Annotated in this window: 20 protein-coding genes; 13 read left to right on the top strand and 7 right to left on the bottom strand. The window is 40.4% G+C overall.

Going from position 1 to position 20,635, the window contains the following annotated elements; translation table 11 throughout:
• Nucleotides 1–65: 65 nt before the first annotated feature.
• Complete coding sequence (locus HCZ11_RS14105) at nucleotides 66–2,576, bottom strand: PBP1A family penicillin-binding protein (protein ID WP_167658723.1); 2,511 nt, start codon at nucleotides 2,574–2,576, stop codon at nucleotides 66–68.
• A 132-nt stretch (nucleotides 2,577–2,708) separates the two neighbouring features.
• On the opposite strand from HCZ11_RS14105, the gene HCZ11_RS14100 reads away from it, so the two are divergent.
• From HCZ11_RS14100 to HCZ11_RS14060, 9 genes are all read left to right on the top strand, one after another.
• Nucleotides 2,709–3,788, top strand: coding sequence for a pilus assembly protein PilM (locus HCZ11_RS14100; RefSeq protein ID WP_167658722.1), 1,080 nt, complete (start codon nucleotides 2,709–2,711; stop codon nucleotides 3,786–3,788).
• Entirely contained in the window at nucleotides 3,776–4,348 is a 573-nt protein-coding gene (locus tag HCZ11_RS14095; protein ID WP_167658721.1) for a PilN domain-containing protein, read from the top strand. The genes HCZ11_RS14100 and HCZ11_RS14095 overlap by 13 nt, the downstream gene beginning before the upstream one ends.
• Nucleotides 4,338–4,943 carry a type 4a pilus biogenesis protein PilO gene (locus tag HCZ11_RS14090; protein ID WP_130049796.1) on the top strand — a complete coding sequence of 202 codons (606 nt, stop codon included), beginning with the start codon at nucleotides 4,338–4,340 and terminating at the stop codon, nucleotides 4,941–4,943. Before HCZ11_RS14095 ends, HCZ11_RS14090 begins: the two co-directional genes overlap by 11 nt.
• Nucleotides 4,940–5,476, top strand: a complete 537-nt coding sequence (locus HCZ11_RS14085; protein ID WP_130049795.1) for a pilus assembly protein PilP — start codon at nucleotides 4,940–4,942, stop codon at nucleotides 5,474–5,476. The genes HCZ11_RS14090 and HCZ11_RS14085 overlap by 4 nt, the downstream gene beginning before the upstream one ends.
• 22 nt (nucleotides 5,477–5,498) lie before the next feature.
• Complete coding sequence (locus HCZ11_RS14080; protein WP_233786782.1) at nucleotides 5,499–7,556, top strand: type IV pilus secretin PilQ; 2,058 nt, start codon at nucleotides 5,499–5,501, stop codon at nucleotides 7,554–7,556.
• 179 nt (nucleotides 7,557–7,735) lie between these two features.
• Entirely contained in the window at nucleotides 7,736–8,254 is a 519-nt protein-coding gene (gene aroK, locus HCZ11_RS14075) for a shikimate kinase AroK (protein ID WP_036973192.1), read from the top strand.
• A 27-nt stretch (nucleotides 8,255–8,281) separates the two neighbouring features.
• A complete protein-coding gene (aroB, locus tag HCZ11_RS14070) occupies nucleotides 8,282–9,352 on the top strand; it encodes a 3-dehydroquinate synthase (protein ID WP_167658720.1) in 1,071 nt (356 codons plus the stop codon).
• Nucleotides 9,352–10,770: an AAA family ATPase gene (locus tag HCZ11_RS14065; RefSeq protein WP_167658719.1), complete on the top strand. Its 1,419-nt coding sequence runs from the start codon at nucleotides 9,352–9,354 to the stop codon at nucleotides 10,768–10,770. The genes aroB and HCZ11_RS14065 overlap by 1 nt, the downstream gene beginning before the upstream one ends.
• Before the next feature lie 53 nt (nucleotides 10,771–10,823).
• The gene (locus HCZ11_RS14060) at nucleotides 10,824–11,666 is read left to right on the top strand and encodes a Dam family site-specific DNA-(adenine-N6)-methyltransferase (protein ID WP_130049791.1); all 843 of its coding nucleotides are present in this window, start codon (nucleotides 10,824–10,826) and stop codon (nucleotides 11,664–11,666) included.
• On the opposite strand, the gene HCZ11_RS14055 is transcribed toward HCZ11_RS14060, so the two are convergent.
• Both HCZ11_RS14055 and HCZ11_RS14050 read right to left on the bottom strand, forming a co-directional pair.
• A complete protein-coding gene (locus tag HCZ11_RS14055) occupies nucleotides 11,638–11,823 on the bottom strand; it encodes a DUF2970 domain-containing protein (protein ID WP_130049790.1) in 186 nt (61 codons plus the stop codon). The genes HCZ11_RS14060 and HCZ11_RS14055 overlap by 29 nt on opposite strands.
• 5 nt (nucleotides 11,824–11,828) lie before the next feature.
• Nucleotides 11,829–12,125: a hypothetical protein gene (locus HCZ11_RS14050; protein ID WP_130049789.1), complete on the bottom strand. Its 297-nt coding sequence runs from the start codon at nucleotides 12,123–12,125 to the stop codon at nucleotides 11,829–11,831.
• A gap of 333 nt (nucleotides 12,126–12,458) precedes the next feature.
• On the opposite strand from HCZ11_RS14050, the gene rpe reads away from it, so the two are divergent.
• From rpe to trpS, 3 genes are read left to right on the top strand one after another with little or no spacing between them, the layout of a single operon-like run.
• On the top strand, nucleotides 12,459–13,145 hold the full coding sequence (gene rpe, locus HCZ11_RS14045; protein WP_167658718.1) for a ribulose-phosphate 3-epimerase: 687 nt from the start codon (nucleotides 12,459–12,461) through the stop codon (nucleotides 13,143–13,145).
• The gene (locus HCZ11_RS14040; protein WP_130049787.1) at nucleotides 13,142–13,807 is read left to right on the top strand and encodes a phosphoglycolate phosphatase; all 666 of its coding nucleotides are present in this window, start codon (nucleotides 13,142–13,144) and stop codon (nucleotides 13,805–13,807) included. The genes rpe and HCZ11_RS14040 overlap by 4 nt, the downstream gene beginning before the upstream one ends.
• Before the next feature lie 50 nt (nucleotides 13,808–13,857).
• A complete protein-coding gene (gene trpS, locus HCZ11_RS14035; RefSeq protein WP_130049786.1) occupies nucleotides 13,858–14,862 on the top strand; it encodes a tryptophan--tRNA ligase in 1,005 nt (334 codons plus the stop codon).
• Nucleotides 14,863–14,989: 127 nt separating this feature from the next.
• Here the strand turns inward: trpS and HCZ11_RS14030 are convergent, their stop codons facing one another.
• Together HCZ11_RS14030 and HCZ11_RS14025 are read right to left on the bottom strand one after the other, a co-directional pair.
• Entirely contained in the window at nucleotides 14,990–15,883 is an 894-nt protein-coding gene (locus HCZ11_RS14030) for a TraB/GumN family protein (protein ID WP_167658717.1), read from the bottom strand.
• A 55-nt stretch (nucleotides 15,884–15,938) separates the two neighbouring features.
• A complete protein-coding gene (locus tag HCZ11_RS14025; RefSeq protein WP_130049784.1) occupies nucleotides 15,939–16,130 on the bottom strand; it encodes a hypothetical protein in 192 nt (63 codons plus the stop codon).
• Between the two features lie 278 nt (nucleotides 16,131–16,408).
• On the opposite strand from HCZ11_RS14025, the gene HCZ11_RS14020 reads away from it, so the two are divergent.
• Complete coding sequence (locus tag HCZ11_RS14020) at nucleotides 16,409–16,654, top strand: hypothetical protein (protein WP_130049783.1); 246 nt, start codon at nucleotides 16,409–16,411, stop codon at nucleotides 16,652–16,654.
• Nucleotides 16,655–16,668: 14 nt separating this feature from the next.
• Here HCZ11_RS14020 and HCZ11_RS14015 read toward each other — a convergent pair whose 3' ends face one another.
• Together HCZ11_RS14015 and uvrA are read right to left on the bottom strand one after the other, a co-directional pair.
• Entirely contained in the window at nucleotides 16,669–17,727 is a 1,059-nt protein-coding gene (locus tag HCZ11_RS14015; protein ID WP_167658716.1) for a hypothetical protein, read from the bottom strand.
• Nucleotides 17,728–17,739: 12 nt separating this feature from the next.
• Complete coding sequence (gene uvrA, locus HCZ11_RS14010) at nucleotides 17,740–20,559, bottom strand: excinuclease ABC subunit UvrA (RefSeq protein ID WP_167658715.1); 2,820 nt, start codon at nucleotides 20,557–20,559, stop codon at nucleotides 17,740–17,742.
• Nucleotides 20,560–20,635 lie beyond the last annotated feature (76 nt).

Here is a 20,635-nt window from a genome sequence, read left to right as displayed (position 1 = left end):
AAATGGCTAAGCAAAAAGCGCCCTTTGGGCGCTTTTTTATTATCACAACTACTTATACAAATTGCTTAAAACAGCTCTTCTTCTGTGCTGAGCTTTTCTTCAAACACATCAGTAGGTTGATCAAGTACATACTTGGTTGGCGCAGTGCCTTTAATAAAGTACTCAAAGCGACTAGTGTAATCGTTTTTATGGCTTAAAAGGCCCGTCGCTAAGTCGATACGAACCGATACTAGCCCCTCAGGAAGTTCAATAGGTGCTTCTGGCATACCATCAAGGGCTGCACGCATAAAGTCGACCCATGCCGGTTGCGCTGTTTTAGCGCCTGATTCTGCACCAGATATTTGCGATTTATCGAGGTTATTATTATAGGTCGAACGGCCAAGGGCCTTACCTGGGTTATCAAAACCAACCCATACCGAAGTCATCACATTGCGGTTAAAGCCGCTGAACCAAGTATCAACAGAGTCATTGGTGGTACCTGTTTTACCGGCTAGGTCACGACGACCAAGGGCTTGTGCACGCCAGCCTGTACCACTCCAACCCGTTTTATGAGTCCAGCTACCGCCACCCCAAATAGCACTGTGCATAGCTTGTGAAATTAAGAAAGCATTTTGCTTTGAAATGATTCGTGGTGCACAACGTGGGGTGCTAGTAACCTGAGTATTTGGAATATTTATCTGAGTATCATCCAGAGATGCAAATTCAGGGGTAATGGCTTGTTGTGGTTCATCACAGGCAAGTTCAGGCTCTGTTTTAAATAACACATTTCCGGCAGAGTCTTGAATTTCTGAAATAAAGTATGGAGTAATTAAGTGCCCACCATTAGCAAAAGTACTCATCCCCCTCGCAAGTTCAAGAGGAGTGATAGAGGCGCTGCCAAGTGCCAGCGATTCACTACGGTTAATATCACTGTTTAAAAAACCAAACTTAAGCAAATGATCGGCTGTGCGCTCAAGACCAACACCACGTAATAAGCGTACCGAAATTACGTTTTTCGACTGGGCAAGTGCTCTACGAATACGGATAGGTCCATTATAAACCGCAGGACTGTTTTTCGGGCGCCATGCGACACCTTGACTTTTATCCCACTGATTAATTGGTGCATCATTCAGAATAGAAGCGAGTGTATATCCATTTTCAAGTGCCGCTGAATAAATAAACGGCTTAATGTTTGAACCTACTTGACGTTTTGCTTGGACTGCACGATTGTATTGGCTTTGCTCAAAACTATAACCACCAACAATCGCTTTAATACGACCATCTTGTGGATCTAGTGAAACCAATGCGCTCGAAGCTTCGGGCACTTGGCTTAATATATAGCTGTCATCTGCATTTTTACGCAGCCAAATTTGCGCTCCAGCCGTTAGGATTTCACCAGCGGTTTTTGGTGCGAAGCTTTGACGGTATCGCGTAATATATTTACGTGCCCATTTTAAGCCATCCCACTCAATAGTAACTTGTTCGCCGCTTTTTAAAAGCACATCGATTGACTGTTCTGCGACATTTGTTACAACACCAGCCAATAACGGGCCAAATTCTTTAACATCTTTTAGTTTATTTAAGATTTCTTCTTGGCTAAGTGGGCTCTCGTTTTCACTGTCCCATAACTGTGCCGTAGCACCACGGTAGCCATGACGCATGTCGTAAGCATGTAGGTTATCAACAATGGCATCTTGTGCTGCTTGCTGAATATTTGAGTCAACGCTAGCGTAGACCTTAAAACCAGAATTATAAGCGCGCTCATGGCCATAACGTTCAACCATATCAGCACGCACCATCTCAGAGATATATGGTGCATAAACTTCAATTTCTGCGCCGTGGAATTTTGCAGTAATAGGCGCCTTAGTGGCTTCTGCGTATTCACTCTGCGTAATGTACTTTTCGGTTAACATACGTCCTAAAACAACATTACGACGGCTTTTAGCACGGGTAGGGTTACGTATAGGATTTAGTGCTGAAGGTGCTTTAGGTAAACCTGCAATCATTGCCATTTGCGCCAAGGTAAGTTCATTTAATTCCTTACCGTAATAAACTTGTGCTGCAGCACCAATACCAAAAGCACGGTTACCAAGTTCAATTTTATTTAAATATAATTCGAGGATTTCGTCTTTAGTTAATATACTTTCGATATGTAAAGCGATGAAGATCTCTTTGACTTTACGGATGTATGCTTTTTCTCGGGTTAAGAAGAAGTTACGGGCAAGCTGCATAGTTATCGTACTTGCGCCTTGTTTCTTTTCACCTGTGGATATGAGTACAATGGCAGAACGAACAATACCAATTGGATCGATACCGATATGCTCGTAAAAGCGATTATCCTCTGTTGCTAAAATAGCATCGATTAATGGTTGAGGGATTTGATCTATCGTAACGGGAATGCGTCGTTTTTCACCGAATTGGTTAATCAATAAACCATCGCGTGAGAATACTTGCATAGGTGTTTGTAATTGAACGTCTTTTAGTACCTGAACGCTAGGAATGTCAGGTTTAACGTAATAGTATAGACCAACTAAAGTGATTAGCCCTAAGAATGAGCAAATGATAATAAATTGTAAAGTTCGCTTTAATAAAATCACTTATATTTTCCCTAAATGGACTCCCAATTAGAATCGGAGACTGCTAGTATATATTGATTAAAAAATGAATAATATTTTTTCAGATAAAAATTATAACTTGTTTATTATTAAAACAAAGGCAAAGTTGCAAACATGCTAAGTCAGCTATTTAAAAAGCCTTCATCTATGATGGTAGGAATTGACATCGGATCGCACTGTATAAAAGCAGTGTTGCTGCAAGAAACAGACGCAGGTATGCGGCTTGAAGCGTTAGCTATTGAACCTATGCCAAAAGGCGCTATGTCTGAGCGTTCTATTCAAGACATAGAAGCGATAGGCAATGTTATCGCTAAATTAAAAAGAAAAATTCCTAAATCAGTTCAAACTGCAGCAGTCGCTGTTTCTGGTCAAACTGTAATAACGAAAGTGATTTTTATGGATGTATCATTAACAGATGCTGAATTAGAGTCACAAATTGCCATTGAAGCTGATAGCTTAATTCCATATCCACTTGATGAAGTAAATATCGATTTCGAAAAGCTGGCAATCAACGAAGCAGATCCAAGTAAAGTAAATGTTCTTCTTTCTGCAGCTCGTACTGAAAGTGTGCAAGCGCGAGTCGGTGCACTTGAAGCTGCAAACTTAAAGGCTGCGGTTGTTGATGTTGAAAGTTATGCACTAAGTAGAACAATGGATATTTACTACCAACAACTACCTAGTGATGCTTTCAACAAGTGTGTTGCCGTGGTTGATATTGGTGCTGTATTGATGCTTGTCAGCGTAGTACAGGAAGGTGAAACAATTTACACTCGTGACCAAGTTTTCGGTGGCGACCAATATACCAATAGTATTGTTGCTTATTACAACAAGAGCTTTGATGAAGCTGAAATAGGTAAAACAACAGGTGACTTACCACCAAATTACACGTTTGAAGTTCTTGCGCCATTCCAGACATCGTTATTGCAACAAGTAAGGCGTGCGGTACAAATGTTCTTAACTACTAGTGGTAAAGATCAAGTCGATTACATTGTGCTGACTGGCGGAACCGCCATGATTGAAGGCTTAGATAGGTTGCTAATTGAAGAGTTAGGAATCCACACCATTGTTGCTGAACCATTTGCAAATCTTGAAATTTCGCCGAAGGTTGACCGTAATATGTTACAGCGTCATCGCACTCAGTTTGCGATAGCTACAGGATTGGCTTTAAGGAGCTTTTCATCATGCCACATATAAATCTATTGCCATGGCGCGAACAACAAAGAAAAGATTCCCAGAACAAGTTCATTACAATTTTGTTCGGCGTTGTTGTTGTTAGCTTCTTGAGTATGTATTTATTAAGCTCTTTTTACAGCAGCTTACGTGAAGGGCAGAATGTAAAGAACAACTTCTTAAATACTGAAATAGCATTATTAAACCAACGTATTCGTGAAATTAATGAGCTAGATAAGAAAAAAGAGAACTTACAACAACGTATGCGCTTAATTGAAGAGTTACAAAGTAACCGTAATTTGGGAACACAAATTATGGATGAAGTGGCCAATATAGTCCCTGCCGGTGTTTATTTAACTAAACTAGAGCGACATGATAATCGCATTCATGTTATCGGTCGCAGTGAATCCAATAATCGCTTATCGACTATGTTGCGCCAAGTGCAAGGTTCTTACTTATTAGAACGACCGATTATGCAAGGCATTGTAGCTGGTGAGCAAACGTCGCGATTGTTGAGTGACTTTAATATGGATTTTTATGTTAAGCCTTTTGATCAGATAGGTGAGGCACGTAATGAACCTTGATATCAAAGCGTTAACAGAAATAGATTGGAATGAAATAGAACTTGAAAATATGGGCGATTGGCCCATAGCAGTGAAAGCGCTATGTTGTGCGTTTGTGGCTGCAATTGTTTTGTATTTTAGCTATAGCTTATTAGTTTCAGATGAAATTGCTAGCTACCACAGTGCAGTAGCTAAAGAAACTGAACTGCGCCAAACATACAAAGCAAAATATGCGATTGCGAGTAACTTGGAAATATATCGTCAACAAATGGTTGAAATGGAAGATAAGTTTTCGCAGCTCTTAAAACGCTTACCAACCTCCAATGAGACTCCTGGTTTACTAGATGATTTATCTTATGTTGGTACAACTAGTGGCTTAACTTTTTTGAAAATTGGCTGGTTACCAGAAATTGAAAAAGAGTTTTATACAGAACTACCAATTAAAATAGAAGTGGTAGGAACGTATCATGAATTTGGTGAGTTTGTTGGTAAAGTTGCTCAGTTACCGCGTATTGTTAGTTTACATGACTTTACGATTCAAACACTCGGTAATGGCGAATTAACTTTTAGTGTTGTTGCAAAGACTTATCGTTATGAAGGGGGGACTAAAAAATGAAGAAGCTTCCCTTAGTTATTGCAATGGCTATTGTGCTTACTGCTTGTAATGATGATACTTCTGAACAAAAAGAGTTTATTGATCAAGTAAAAGCGAGTACGACGCCTAAAGTTGAACCGATACCTGAAATCACAAAATTTGAGCATTTTGAATATAGTGCTGGTAAGTTACGCAGCCCGTTTGTGGCACCTAAGCCAGAAATAATCCAAAACAATTTAGTACAAGTTAAAAATTGCTTACATCCAGACCCTAATAGGGTTCGTCAACCACTTGAGAAATACCCATTGGATAATTTAGTTATGCAAGGGACTATCGGTCGTGCTGACAATACTTGGGCACTGATCAAAGCGACTGATGACACGCTTTATCGAGTGACAGTGGGTAATTATATTGGCTTGTATCACGGTGAAATAAAACAAGTGCACGACAATTATATTGAATTATTAGAATTAATCCCAGATGGGGCTGGTTGCTGGAAAGAGCGCCTGACCAAGCTAGAAATGTCAGAGGCAAGTACAAATGGTGCAGGTTAATCATATGAAAGGTGAAAAGAAAATGCATAAAGGAATGGCTTGGTTAAAGCACATAAATAAATGCGTGTTAGCTGCGTTAGCCTTAATTGTGGCTCAGACGGCAATCGCTGCCCCTTTATTGTACGACGTTCGTTATAACCCATTAATGCAAGGCGAAACACAATTACAACTTGTGTTTGATGAAGCTCTTACGTTTGAACCTAAAATCCAGGTATATAACTCGCCAGCTCGTATCGAAATGCTTTTTAGTAATGTAGGTGTAGATAATGAAGTACGTGATGTACCAGTTAATCAAGCAGGTATTCAGCATGTAACCAGCACTATGACCGAAGATGGTTTAAAAGTAATTGTTAGCTTAGATAAATTAAAAATTTATAAAACAACAGCGAAAGACAACATTGTTACTTTGCATGTTTCAGACAATCCGATTACAACAGATGACTCAAAGGATGGATTAACCGCTTCTAATAACTATATTAACACAGTACAGTCGATTGATTTTCGTCGTGGTGAAAAAGGTGAAGCGCGTCTATTAGTCTTTTTACAAAATACGCAAGCGGCAATTAATGTGTATGAAAGCGGTGGCAAAATCATTGCTGAGTTTCACCACACAGATATTTTAGACGATTTATTATATCAATTAGATGTGATTGATTTTGGAACGGTCGTAAGCAACATTGAAACCTTCAAAGAAGGCAACATAACACGCATTGAGGTTGAACCAAATGCGGCATTTAAGTTTACGCACCAACAAATTGAAAACATCTTTACCCTCACAGTTGAAAAAGACGATACTCAGCGCGCATACCTTGATGGTGGAATTGAATATCAAGGCCGCCCTATGAGTCTTAATTTTCAAGATATTCCTATTCGTTCTGTATTACAGATTATTGCTGGTTATAACGAATTTAACCTTGTCACAAGTGACTCTGTAACAGGCAATATCACTTTACGTTTAAGCGGTGTTCCTTGGGATCAGGCACTTGATGTGGTGCTGAAGATTAAAGGCTTAGATAAGCGTATGGATGGCACTATCTTGATGGTGGCTCCTGCAGAGGAGTTAGCCGCTCGTGAAGCAAAGGAGCTTCAAGCTAAGCAGCAAGTTGAAGACTTGGAGCCGCTTTACAGTGAATATATTCGCCTTAACTATGCAAAAGCTGAAGAATTTGCTGATCTTTTAAAAACAGACACCAATAGCATAATCTCTTCACGAGGCAGTGTTTCTGTTGATAAACGTACCAATACTTTACTCATCAAAGATACAGCCAAAAGCATCGAAAGCGTGCGCCGTATGGTGGAAACCTTAGATATTCCTGTTAAACAAGTGGTAATTGAATCACGTATGGTGACAGTGAATGATAATGTCCAAGAGGACTTAGGTGTTCGTTGGGGGATCAGCGATGTAGGTAGTGATGGCGCTATTTCTGGCACATTAGATGGTGCCGGTGGTATGTTTGGTGCTGGCTCTTACGATAATATTCCAAGTATTTCTGACCGCTTAAATGTTAACTTACCTGTTTCAAGTCCTGCCGGTAGCATTGGTGTACAAATAGCTAAGTTAGCCAACGGTACAATATTAGATTTAGAGCTAAGTGCTCTTGAAGAAGAAAACCGTGGTGAGATTATCGCAAGTCCACGTATTACTACGGCGAACCAACAAAAAGCTCGCATTGAGCAAGGTACAGAGATCCCGTACGTTGAAGCAGCATCAAGTGGTGCAACTACGGTAACTTTCAAAAAAGCGGTGTTGAGCTTAGAAGTAACGCCACATATCACGCCTGACAATAAGGTCATTTTGGACCTAGTTATTACACAAGATACCCGCGGTGATACAGTGCAAACACCAACAGGTTCTGCTGTGGCAATTAATACCCAAGAGATCCAAACGCAGGTATTAGTAGAAAATGGCCAAACTGTGGTGCTTGGTGGTATCTTCCAACAGCAAATCGTTAACTCAACTAAGAAAGTACCTCTGTTAGGTGATATTCCATACCTTGGTGCGTTGTTTAAAAGTACGAGTGAATTTAACGAGAAAAAAGAGCTGTTAATCTTTGTAACACCAAAAATCCAAATTGAATAAGTGATTTTTTCTTAAGCAACGAGCAATTAGCATGTTTAATTGCTCGTTATCTGGCTTTTTATGCTAATTGACTTGAAATACCCAAGCAATTACTGAGATAATCCCCTCCTTAATTTTGGGGCCAGGTCGTTAGGCGGGGTTTTATTTCAAATTTTAGAGTTCGTTTGTACTAAAAAGATATGGCTGAGAAACGTAATATATTTCTAGTGGGCCCTATGGGGGCTGGCAAAAGCACAATTGGTCGTCACATTGCTGATCAATTACACCTTGAATTTTTCGATTCAGATCAAGAGATCGAGCGTCGCACTGGAGCAGATATTGCTTGGGTGTTCGATCTTGAGGGTGAAGAGGGCTTTCGACTTCGTGAAGAAACTGTAATTTCAGACCTAACAGAGATGCAAGGTATTGTGCTTGCTACTGGTGGTGGTTCTGTGATCAGTAAAGAAGTGCGTAACAAGCTATCTGCTCGCGGTATCGTTGTATACCTAGAGACACCAATCGAAAAGCAAGTTGCACGCACGCAGCGCGACAAGCGTCGCCCATTATTGCAAACAGAAGAAGCACCGCGTGATGTATTAGAACGCTTAGCTGAAGAACGCGAACCGTTATACAAAGAAGTTGCTGATTTTGTTGTCCGCACTGATGAGCAAAGCGCGAAAGTTGTTGCTAATCAAATCATCGAGAAATTAGATTTTTAAAAACCAATAATAAAAAGGGAACTAGCTATGCTTGAATTAACAGTTAATTTGGACGAGCGAAGTTATCCTATTTATATTGGTCAATCTGCTCTTAAAGAGACTGGTCGGCTACGCGAGCACATCGGCGATTGTCGACCTATCATTATCACCAACGACACCATTGCACCTTTATATCTTGATGATGTAATGACGTCGTTGGCTGATCTTAACCCGTTATCTTTTACCATCCCTGATGGCGAACAATACAAATCACTTGAGTGGTTTGAAAAGATTTCGGCGTTCTTACTTGAACATAACTGTGGTCGCGATACTTGTCTTATTGCCTTAGGTGGTGGTGTTGTTGGCGACTTAACCGGCTTTGTTGCTGCATGTTATCAACGTGGTGTGCCTTTTATTCAGGTGCCAACTACTTTGCTTTCGCAAGTTGATTCGTCTGTAGGTGGTAAAACGGCAGTAAATCATCCTCTTGGTAAAAACATGATTGGCGCGTTTTACCAACCACAAGCTGTATTCATCGATACTCAATCGCTGCATACTTTGCCTGAGCGTGAATTTGCTGCAGGTATGGCTGAGGTTATTAAGTACGGCCTCATTTACGACACTGAATTATTTGCTTACCTAGAGCAAAATATTAACAACCTTAAATCACTTGACGAGCAAACTTTGCAGCATGTGATTTACCGTTGTTGTGAAATTAAAGCTTTGATTGTTGCACAAGATGAAAAAGAAGCTGGCTTACGTGCACTGCTAAACTTAGGACACACCTTTGGGCACGCGATTGAAGCACAAATGGGTTATGGCTATTGGTTACACGGCGAAGCCGTTGCGGCAGGTATGGTGCTCGCAGCTCGTTTAGCGCAAACCCGTGGTGATTTAACTGCTATTGAAGTTGAACGCATTGTTAAATTGATTGCTGAGTATGATTTACCTGTTGATATTCCAAGAGATATGACTGGTGAGCAATTTTTAACACATATGCGTAAAGATAAGAAAAATAAGAAAGGTACTATTCGCTTTATTCTTCCAACCCAATTTGGTCAATGTGCGCTGGTAAGTGATGTTACTGATCAGCAGGTTTGTGATTTAATAGCGCGCTAATGCAATCACAAATATTGCCTAGCCGTGCTGCGCTAGTTGATCGAATCGCTCTGCAGTTTGAATATGGGCAAAACCTAATTTGCTTACTTGGTCCATCGGGGCTAGGCAAAAGTTATTTACTAGAAACCTTTATTACAGATAAATACCTCGACTTTAACAAGGCGTTTGTTCAATTGTCGGGAAAAATGACCGACCAGCAGTTTATGACCGAACTGCTTGAACAAAGCTTTAGTAACCCACTGATAGACCACTCTTTGAGTTTGTCTGAAAACTTCTATCAACTTTATAAACAACAGCCTTGTGGTGATTGCTTATGGGTGATTGATGGAGGGCGTCATTTATCTGAAGAGTTAATCCAGCAACTAGAAATTTTAGCAAAGCAAAGCCCGAGCACACTATACATTTTAATAGCATCCCAGTCGGTAGGGCAATTTAGTCAAGCTGTTGAAATTCATCTAGAAGCGCTGAATTTGAGCGAAAGCAAACAGCTTATGCGTTGGTTTTTCGATAACCTGCCGGTTGAAGAAGATCCTGTTTTTCGCACCTTTTTACAAGAGGCTCATGGTAATCCAGCTTTATTACTTGCATGGCAGCCCGAGCAACAAAGCGCAGACATTCGAGTACCAGAAAAAAGCTACAAATTGCTTTATATAATTTTGTTGTTACTCACAACAATGTTGTTAATTATTGGCTTTTTGTATAAAGCGGATATGACCGAGTGGTGGAAAGCGCATTATCAGCAAGATACAGTGAGCGCTGTGGCAACAGCGCTGCCCGCAGAGACGATAGTCAATAGGCAAGTAGAAAGTGACGAGCGAGTATCAGAACAAGCGTTAGATAAGCTAACAAAACCAGAGCAAGCCATTACTGAACATGCTGTAAATACCACCCCAGTTGTTCAACCGCCAGTAGAAACTTCAGAAAAAGAAAGTCATGAGAACGAAATCCATGACAATAATGTTGCTGCGATTGTCGATAGCCTTTTTCCTGCTGAGCAACAACATGCAGCACAAGATAGCGAGCAGCAAAGCACAGAGGAAATAGCGACAGCGATAAATACTAATACTAAGCCGGTAGTAGCTGCGCTCGAGCAAACTACTGAATCTGAGCTAACGCTTGAAGGTAATGCTTGGTATTTAACTCAGCCAGACGAGCATTATGTCATCCAATTACTTGCGGTTACTAAACCAGAAATTAGCGATAAATTTATTAGTGAAAATGATTTGCTAGGGCAGGTTAATACATACCGAAGTCTACGCAGTGGTAAGCCTTGGTGGATTGTAACTTATGGCAGTTATGCCACACTGAATGAAGCTAAGAAAGGTGTAACAACACTTTCTGATAATGTGCGTAAAAATCAGCCATTTTATAAAAAAATAAGTAAAATTAAACAAGAAATCGCTTCACTTAATCAGTAAATTAAAACTGATTAGTGTAAAATCGCGCAACACAGAATTGAAGTTAAGAGCAGATGCAGCAAAAGACCAGAGCCTTCCTTAAATGGGCAGGTGGAAAATACAGCCTAGTTGAAGATATTCGTACCCGCTTGAAGCAAGCGAGTATGGATGCTGACACCTTAGTTGAACCTTTCGTTGGTGCTGGCTCTGTATTCCTTAATACGGACTTTAAGCATTATATTTTAAACGATATCAATGCGGATCTGATCAACCTTTACACTGAGCTAAAGCGAACACCTGATGAATTTATTAGCGATGCAAAGAAGTTGTTTGTAGAGCTTAATAACCACCCTGAAGCCTATTATGAGTATCGTGTTCAGTTTAATCAAAGCAGTGATGTGTATGAGCGTGCAATTTTATTTTTATACATGAATCGCCATGGCTATAACGGTTTGTGTCGCTACAACCTTAAAGGTATTTTTAATGTCCCTTTTGGTAAATATAAGCGCCCTTATTTTCCTGAAAAAGAAATGCACTTTTTTGCTGAAAAAGCGCAGCAAGCAACCTTTACTTGTTTAGGTTATGACGAGGTATTTAAGCTTATTCCTAATAATGCAGTTGTGTATTGCGATCCACCATATGTGCCTTTGAGTAAAACTGCATCATTTACTTCTTACGCTAAAGGTGGCTTCAATTTAGATGATCAGGCTAACTTGGCTAATTTGGCTGAGCAAACTGCATTCGAAAATAACACACCAGTGCTCATATCTAATCACGATACAGTATGGACTCGTAAAATCTATAGCCAAGCTTCACTTGATGAAATTCAGGTGAAGCGAACTATTAGTCCGAAGGGCGGTTCACGTAATAAAGTGAATGAGTTAATGGCTATGTATTTAGCACCAAAGAAACGGTGAAATAAATCGCTGCTACAAACAGGCTAAATAAGATGAGCGCGATGATAATGATAGTACTGAGTGAATGCTCTTTGAAGTCAGCTTGACGTTTGTCTTCTGATTGCACACCAAAAAATGCCGCGAAGACACTTTGCAATGCACTAATGAATTTGTTCATGCGATTTAGAACTTAGAACCTAAACTGCTAACTTTCTTTGACTCTTCACTACTTGTTAATAACTCAAGTAAATCAAGATAATGGAATTGAGCGCTGCGGCTATCACCAGTTAACCAAGAAAACCATCCTGTTTCTTGTTCTGCTTTCATACATTGAGCAGAAGATGACGATGCGCTTAGTGTATTGCATGAGCAACTAGACGCCGCTGCTAAAAAGTCGTCTTCATCGGCAGATGAAAAAGATACAAACGTAGCAACCGTAAGTGCGGACGCGATTAAGATCCCTATTTTAAAAGCACGCATGAGAATAACCCTTGTTTGTGTTATTTAGACAAGCATACATAATAATTGCTCAAATAACAAACTTAATTAAGGCTGAATTAAATAAAAATATAATAAAATTAGTTCTTTAAAGTAAATTTTATGTTTATTTTTTGTTTTATTTGGGGTTGTCAATGCAAGTAGCTGAATAGAGTTATTGTTCAATTTTCGATTAAATTCTCTTTAATTCAATAAGCTAAAAGGACTAGCCTTAAGTAATAGCCTCTTAACAGTCAGCTGTGGTGTTTTAATCAGCTGTCGATTGGGTTACATTATGCGCTCTTCTTGCAGTCGCAAATTATGATGGAATCTTTTATGTTGGAAACATTACAAAAGTATTTAATTGCCCCTTCTATTTTATCAGCTGACTTCGCCCGTTTAGGTGAAGATGTTGATCGTGTAATTGCAAGCGGGGCTGACGTTGTACATTTCGATGTAATGGATAACCACTATGTGCCAAACTTAACCTTTGGCCCAATGATTTGTAAAGCACTGCGCGATTACGGCATCACAGCTCCTATTGATGTGCACCTTATGGTGAAGCCTGTCGATCGCTTAATTCCCGATTTTGCTGATGCAGGTGCATCTATTATTAGCTTCCACCCAGAGGCGAGTGAGCATATTGACCGTACTTTACAACTAATAAAGGATAGTGGCTGCCAAGCAGGACTCGTGTTTAATCCAGCTACGAGTCTTAGTTACCTTGAACATGTGCTTGATAAAGTAGATGTGGTGTTATTAATGTCGGTTAACCCAGGTTTTGGCGGGCAAAGTTTTATTCCACATACTCTCGAAAAGCTTCGCCAAGCGCGTAAAATTATTGATGATTCAGGTCGCAATATTCGTTTAGAAGTTGATGGTGGTGTGGGTGTTGATAACATTGCTAAAATAGCAGAAGCGGGAGCTGATATGTTTGTATCTGGTTCTGCGATTTTCAATCAACCAGATTACAAAGCGGTCATTGATGCAATGCGTAGTGAACTTGCAAAGGTTGAGTCATGAAATACGATGCGGCTTTTTTCGATTTAGATGGCACCTTAGTTGATAGTGTTTATGATTTATACATTGCGATGAACCTGACTCTAACTGACCTAGCATTTCCGGTTGTTACACAGAAGCTAGTTGAAAGCTGGGTAGGTAATGGTATAGAAACGCTCGTTAAACGCGGTTTGAGTGGCGATATGCAAGTCAGTGAGCATTTAGATGAAGCTCTTACTGAGCGAGCTATTAATTTGTTTTATCAGCACTATGACCAAGTTGTGGGTGACTATAGTGCGCTTTATCAACATGTAGAAACAGGGCTTGCTGCACTTGCTGGTATTCCTAAAGTGGTGATCACCAATAAAGCACGTCGTTTTACCGAGAAGCTACTTGATAAACTCTCACTGACCAGTCATTTTCAATTGATTGTGTGTGGTGATGATATGGCAAAGAAACCATCACCTGAGGCTTTACAATTTGCTTGTCAGCAACTCGATGTCAGCCCTGCCAAAGCGGTTATGATAGGCGACTCAAAAAGTGATATTTTGGCAGCAAAAGCTGCTAATGTTGACGTTGTCGCGCTCGGTTATGGCTATAACCAAGGTGAAAACCTTGCTGATTTCAATCCAGAGTACCTCTGCGAGAATTTCTTAGATATAATACCCGTTCTTACTCAAAGGTAAGAGCATTTTAAATTCGTCTTTTTAGTTTAGTAAAAATATAAAGGAACATCATGAGTAAACCAGTAGTGTTAAGTGGCATTCAGCCAACCGGTGGTATGACAATAGGCAACTATGTTGGCGCTATTAACCAGTGGCTTAAGCTACAGGAAGACCACGAAAGTTTCTTTATGTTAGTAGATTTGCACGCCATTACGGTTCGCCAAGATCCAGAGCAACTACGCTCGCGCGTACTTGACGGTATTGCGCTATATGCTGCATGCGGTATCGACCCAGAGAAAGCTGCGTTATTCGTACAGTCTCAAGTGCCAGAACATGCACAGCTAAGCTGGGTATTAAACTGTTATGCTCAAATGGGTGAGCTTAATCGTATGACGCAGTTTAAAGATAAATCATCTAAGCATGCTAATAACGTAAACGTGGGATTATTCTCTTACCCTGTACTGCAAGCTGCTGATATTTTGTTATACCAAGCAGATCAAGTACCAGTAGGTGAAGATCAAAAGCAACACCTTGAGTTAACTCGTGATATCGCAACACGTTTTAACAACCTATACGGTGATGTGTTCAAACTGCCTGAGCCGTACATTCCTGAGTTTGGCGCACGTGTAATGAGCTTACAAGATCCGCTTAAGAAAATGTCTAAGTCTGATGAAAATCCAAACGGTTACATTATGTTATTAGATGAGCCGAAGAAGATTGAAAAGAAACTGAAAAAAGCAGTAACCGATTCAGACGAACAAGCACGTATCTACTTTGATCGTGAAGAAAAGCCAGGTGTATCTAACTTACTAACTTTATTATCTGTGGCTACTAAGCGCTCAATTGAAGACTTAGTACCTGAGTACGAAGATAAAATGTATGGTCACCTGAAAAAAGACACAGCAGCAGCTGTTGTTAGTATGATTGAGCCGATCCAGACACGTTTTAAAGAAATTCGCGAAGATCAGTCACTGCTTGATAGTATTATGAAATCAGGTGCTGAAAAGGCGAGTATTCGCGCTGAAAAAACATTAAAAGCAGTATATGACGCTGTTGGTTTTATCCCGCGTCCGTAAGCTATTACTTAAGTCACATATAAAAATACCGCTTTTAAGCGGTATTTTTTATTAAAAGCTAAGCACAATTAAAACAGTAAACAAACAGATAAGTGCTGCGGCGGTTTTGTCGGTTTTTTCCATTTTCTTATTCCTCATCTGTATTCAACTGTTTAATTTCATAACCTTTATTTTTTAACAAGGCTAATAGGCTATCTTCTCCGGCCAAGTGAGCTACGCCAACGACTACCAGCTCTTTTTGCTGATCAGTTAAATAATGCTCAATATGATTAAGCCAATTCAAATTGCGTTGCTTTATGAGTATTTGATAAGTGTGGGGATCATGTTCTTTCAATGGCATGATGATAAGCTCATTCATTGCCCGCATATTGCCGTTTCGCCATGCAGCGAGCATGGCAATATAATCATGCTGATAGCGAGAAATTTGCGTTAACTGTGATTCAATAAAGGCATTTTCGTTTTGGCTGCCTAATTCCTTAAATAGATGTAATTGATAAGCTAAGCTTTCAAGGTAGGCTAATTTTTTGCTATCTTTTTTAGCTAATTTAGTAAGGTAGCTATCGACACCTTCACCCAAAAGCGATTGCTTTTTCAGCTCCAACGACATCATCAACAAACCCACCATAAACGGGCGAAAGCTATCGAATTCGCTGAGTTGCATGTCATATCGGTTTAGTTGCTCTTCTAATCGTTGCTTCACGTGTGCTGTCAGCTTGCCACTTAAGGTTTCACCCGCTGGGTAGCTGAGAGCTTTGAGCATTGTCAGTTGTGCCGAGCTATTGCTTGGTGCTGGCATATTAGCTTCAAGTACTAAGGTATCTGCCAGATGATAAGCCTGATTAAACTCTGCAGGTAATGGTATCTCTTTCGGAGGCAAAACGTGAATTGAGCCAGCAATGTAAATATATTTATCACCTTTACTTACCAGCCAAACAGCACTTTTAGCAATACTAAAATCACATATTAATAAGCCTGATACTGCAATCGATGAGATGAGTAAGTGTCGAGTCAGTGTTTTCATTACTTAAGCCTGTTAATTAGATGAAGCTTGCCCAGTATATTGGACAAGCTAGATATTACTTATTGAGCTGTTGCTCAATTTGGTGATCAATTTTATTGTTCATTTGTTCAATAGAAGCCTCGATAGAGGTCTCTAATTGCTGATTTAGCTTTTGGGCATTTTGACTATTTAATAAGGTGTTTGGTGATGTAAAAACAATTACCGTTACTGTTAGAAGTGACATCATTTTTAAAACTGAGCTGGTCATAATTTAATTCCTTTAATTGGTTGGTTAGTTTTATCAGCGAAGCAAAATTGGTTGGTAGCCCGTTGATGGAAACTACAATAGCGAGGAAAATAGTGAGAGTCGCTTATCTACATCTAAGCGATTTATTTATAAGGTTCTAAAAAGTTAATCTTTTTAATTTCAATGTTTTATGTCTGATCCTTACGGGGTTAAATAAGGTTTTATTGTCTATTATTTTTGAGTCTGTGCATTTTGATGCTAGTGTAGGTGTATTAAAATAGGAACTAGTAGGTTTTGGTATGGGCTTTAAAGTAAAACATTATGCGGCTAAAACTGTGGCTGCGAATAGCTCATTAGAATGGGAGCTAATTTTAACTGAACTTATTATTGGTAGCCTTTGCGCAGCCTTCGCAAAGGTCGGCTATGACGCAAGCATGCTGCTTATTTTTATACCCAATTTAGTAATCGCCTTAGTTTGCTTTGGCTTTATTGGGCTTTCGGTATTTCATTTCATCAGAGAAAAACGCAGTAAGCCAAGCGAGTAGTATTGATTGCTGCGTTACTTTGCTACTGGAGTGACACCAGGTGAGTCACACGCAATGACTTCAAATCGATAGCCGTATTCGGCATTGTGATCCGGGGTTACTTGCACAATTTCATAATCATTCAGCTCAACAGTTTTACTGTTCTGTGATTTTAAACAGCGAGAATAGCTATCAGCCTCAAAGCTATAAGCAAACATAGCAATTAAGCGTTTACTCCTTTCAAAGTAACCCTTAGTGTCTAAAAACTGACGTAGATTTTGCGCAGTTTCGCTATCACCTTCAATATCTACATCTCGCCTTAGAATCGGCACAGAATTGCTGCTGTCTGGTAATTGCTGCTCTATTTTTTCACTGAGTTCTTCAACTGCTTTTTGCTGATCAGTAGGTGTCTCCTCTGCAATAGCTTTACTATCTGCAAAACTGCTGACAACATCGTCTACCACTTCTTCAACTGGCTTGTCGTCAATAAACGAAATTAGATTAATAAATACGACTGACGCTAATATAAAACGCAATATAGCGGTTAACAGCGGTGAGTAACTTTGGCTAATAAACTTAATTCGCTCAGAACCAAACGGTTTTATCAACAAAAGAATAAAAATATAAAAAGGTAAAAAAAGTTGAAATAACAACAATGTAACTAAGCTAATGCCCATAGCCCAAGGGGGTAAATATAAGAGGGTGGCAAAGTTATGTGTGTAGTTAAAATGACTGGCAGAAACATGTGTTACATCATTTACAATACCGCTCGCACTGGCTAACACAAAATTAGCGACACTGGCGTAGAATATTAAAATCAGTGCTTTACCAGCAAGCGAATGCCAAAGCTGATTAAACTTGGGCCAAAATTCAATAACTAACGCAACAATTGTGATAGAGGCACTTAGCCAGCCCGATTGCACAACAATCAGGCTGCTTAATGCTAAAAGATAAAGCTTTTGTGCGGTACTTAAGTTAAACCAAATAGCTTGTAATCGTTCAACCAGCCTTGTTCTATGTGGCTGCCAGCTACGTTGCTGTTGTTGAAACTGTTTATTAGCGCGCCATTTTGCAATTTTTAAATACCTACGCACGCAATTTCCTTTTTAAAGTAGTGGTTTTAAATATCTTCCGGTGTGTGAGCGCTCACAATCGGCGACATCTTCAGGTGTACCTGAAATTAAAATTTCACCACCGCCTGAGCCACCTTCTGGGCCTAAATCGACAATCCAGTCTGCAGTTTTGATCACGTCAAGGTTATGCTCAATAACAACAATGGTATTACCATGATCGCGTAAGCGGTGAAGTACTACTAATAATTGCTGAATATCGGCAAAGTGTAAACCAGTAGTTGGTTCATCAAGGATATATAAGGTTTTGCCGGTATCGCGTTTTGAAAGCTCACGAGCCAGTTTCACACGCTGCGCTTCACCACCAGAGAGGGTTGTTGCAGCTTGACCTAAGCGAATATACGACAAGCCCACATCCATTAAGGTTTGCAGTTTACGTGCAATAGCCGGAATTTTATCAAAATATTCACGGGCATCTTCAACAGTCATTTCGAGTACTTGGTGAATGTTTTTACCTTTGTATTGTACTTCGAGCGTTTCGCGGTTGTAGCGCTGACCTTTACACACATCACAAGGAACATACACATCAGGTAAAAAGTGCATTTCTACCTTGATCACGCCATCGCCTTGGCAAGCCTCACAGCGACCACCTTTAACGTTAAAGCTAAAACGACCGACTTTATAGCCTCGCGAGCGGGCTTCTTGAGTACCTGCAAATAGCTCACGAATACCGGTAAATATACCGGTGTAAGTTGCAGGGTTTGAGCGCGGAGTACGGCCAATTGGGCTTTGGTCAATATCAATGACTTTATCAAAATGATCTAGACCCTTGATTGACTTATACGGTGCCGCCTCTGCGGTAGTTGCGCCATTTAACTCTGTATGAGCCAGCTTAAATAAAGTGTCGTTGATAAGCGTCGATTTACCTGAGCCTGATACACCTGTGATACAGGTCATTAAGCCAAATGGAATACGTAAATCAACGTTCTTTAAGTTGTTACCTGTGGCACCAAATAGCTCAAGCCATTTGTCGTTGGTTTGATGGCGAGCCGCTGGCACTTCAATTTTCTTCTCTCCAGAGAGATACTGACCTGTGATTGAATCTTTGCTCGCTAAAATATCGTCATGGGTACCTTGTGCAATCACATGGCCGCCATGAACACCCGCACCTGGGCCAATATCGATAATATGATCCGCAGCGCGAATGGCATCTTCGTCATGCTCAACCACGATCACCGTATTGCCTAAATCACGTAAGTGAATAAGGGTTTGTAGCAGGCGATCGTTATCGCGCTGGTGCAAACCAATTGATGGTTCATCTAATACGTACATAACACCAACAAGGCCAGCACCAATTTGGCTTGCTAAACGTATACGCTGCGCTTCACCACCTGACAGAGTGTCGGCACTTCGTTCAAGCGATAAATAATTAAGGCCCACATTAATTAAGAAAGATAAACGATCGCGAATTTCTTTGAGAATTTTATCGGCAATTTGTGCGCGTTGACCAGTTAAATTCAAACCATCAAAAAATGCCATGCTTTCACCAATGCTCATAGTGGTGATGGCTGGTAGGTTTGTTTGGCCAATAAATACGTGGCGAGCTTCTTCACGTAATCGAGAGCCATGACAGCTCGGGCACGCTTGGCTTGTTTGGTATTTAGCGAGCTCTTCGCGAACCGAGTTTGATTCGGTTTCACGGTAGCGGCGATTCATATTATTCAAAACGCCTTCAAACTCATGGTTACGAGTAATTAAATCACCACGGTCGTTACGGTAGTTAAAGGCAATTTTGGTTTTGCCAGAGCCTTCAAGAATAACTTTTTGCGCATCTTTACTAAGTTCTTGGAAAGGCACTTCTAGGTCAAACTTATAATGCTCTGCGACTGCTTGCAGCATTTGAAAATAATAAAAGCTGCGTTTGTCCCAGCCTTTAATTGCACCGCCAGATAAGCTTAGCTCTGGATTTTGCACAACACGGTTTGGATCAAAGTACTGGCGTACACCTAAACCATCGCAACTTTGACACGCACCTGCTGGGTTATTAAACGAGAATAAGCGAGGCTCAAGCTCACTCATGGCATAGCCACAAGTAGGGCAGGCAAAGTTAGCTGAAAACAGCATGTCTTCGCTAAGTGAGTCGTCCATTGCCGCTACATGGGCAATACCACTCGATAGCTCAAGGGCGGTTTCGAATGATTCAGCTAAACGCTGTTGTTGGCCATCTTTTACTTTAAAGCGGTCAACGACCACTTCGATGGTGTGCTTTTTATGAAGCTCAAGGGTAGGTGGATCAGATAAGTCACATACTTCGCCATCGATACGAGCGCGAATAAAGCCTTGGCTTGCTAGTTGTTCAAGCAACTTAACATGCTCACCTTTGCGATCTTTGACGACCGGCGCTAACAGCATTAGCTTACTGCCTTCAGGTAGGGCTAAAACAGTATCAACCATTTGGCTGATGGTTTGTGCTGCAAGAGGTAAGTCGTGAGTAGGGCAGCGTGGCTCACCTACACGGGCAAATAATAAACGTAGGTAATCGTAAATCTCGGTGATAGTACCAACCGTTGAACGCGGGTTATGCGACGTTGATTTCTGCTCAATAGAGATAGCAGGCGATAAACCTTCAATGTGATCCACATCGGGTTTTTCCATTAGCGATAAAAACTGTCTTGCATACGCTGACAGTGATTCAACATAACGACGTTGCCCTTCTGCATACAAAGTATCAAACGCTAAAGACGATTTCCCTGAACCAGATAGGCCAGTGATAACTATCAGCTTATCACGGGGAATGGTTAGGCTGATGTCTTTTAAATTGTGCGTACGGGCGCCTCGGACTTCAATGTTTTCCATGCTATCTCGTTTTATTACCTAATTATTTTTTCAGTATCTCATAATACGCGATAAGATTAATCCTTGATCAAAGAAA

The sequence above is a fragment of the Pseudoalteromonas sp. HF66 genome, assembly GCF_011806445.1.
GTDB classification, from domain to species: Bacteria; Pseudomonadota; Gammaproteobacteria; order Enterobacterales; family Alteromonadaceae; genus Pseudoalteromonas; species Pseudoalteromonas apostichopi.
The sequence above is the reverse complement of the archived record's forward strand: the minus strand, read 5'-3'. Positions and strand labels throughout refer to the sequence as shown.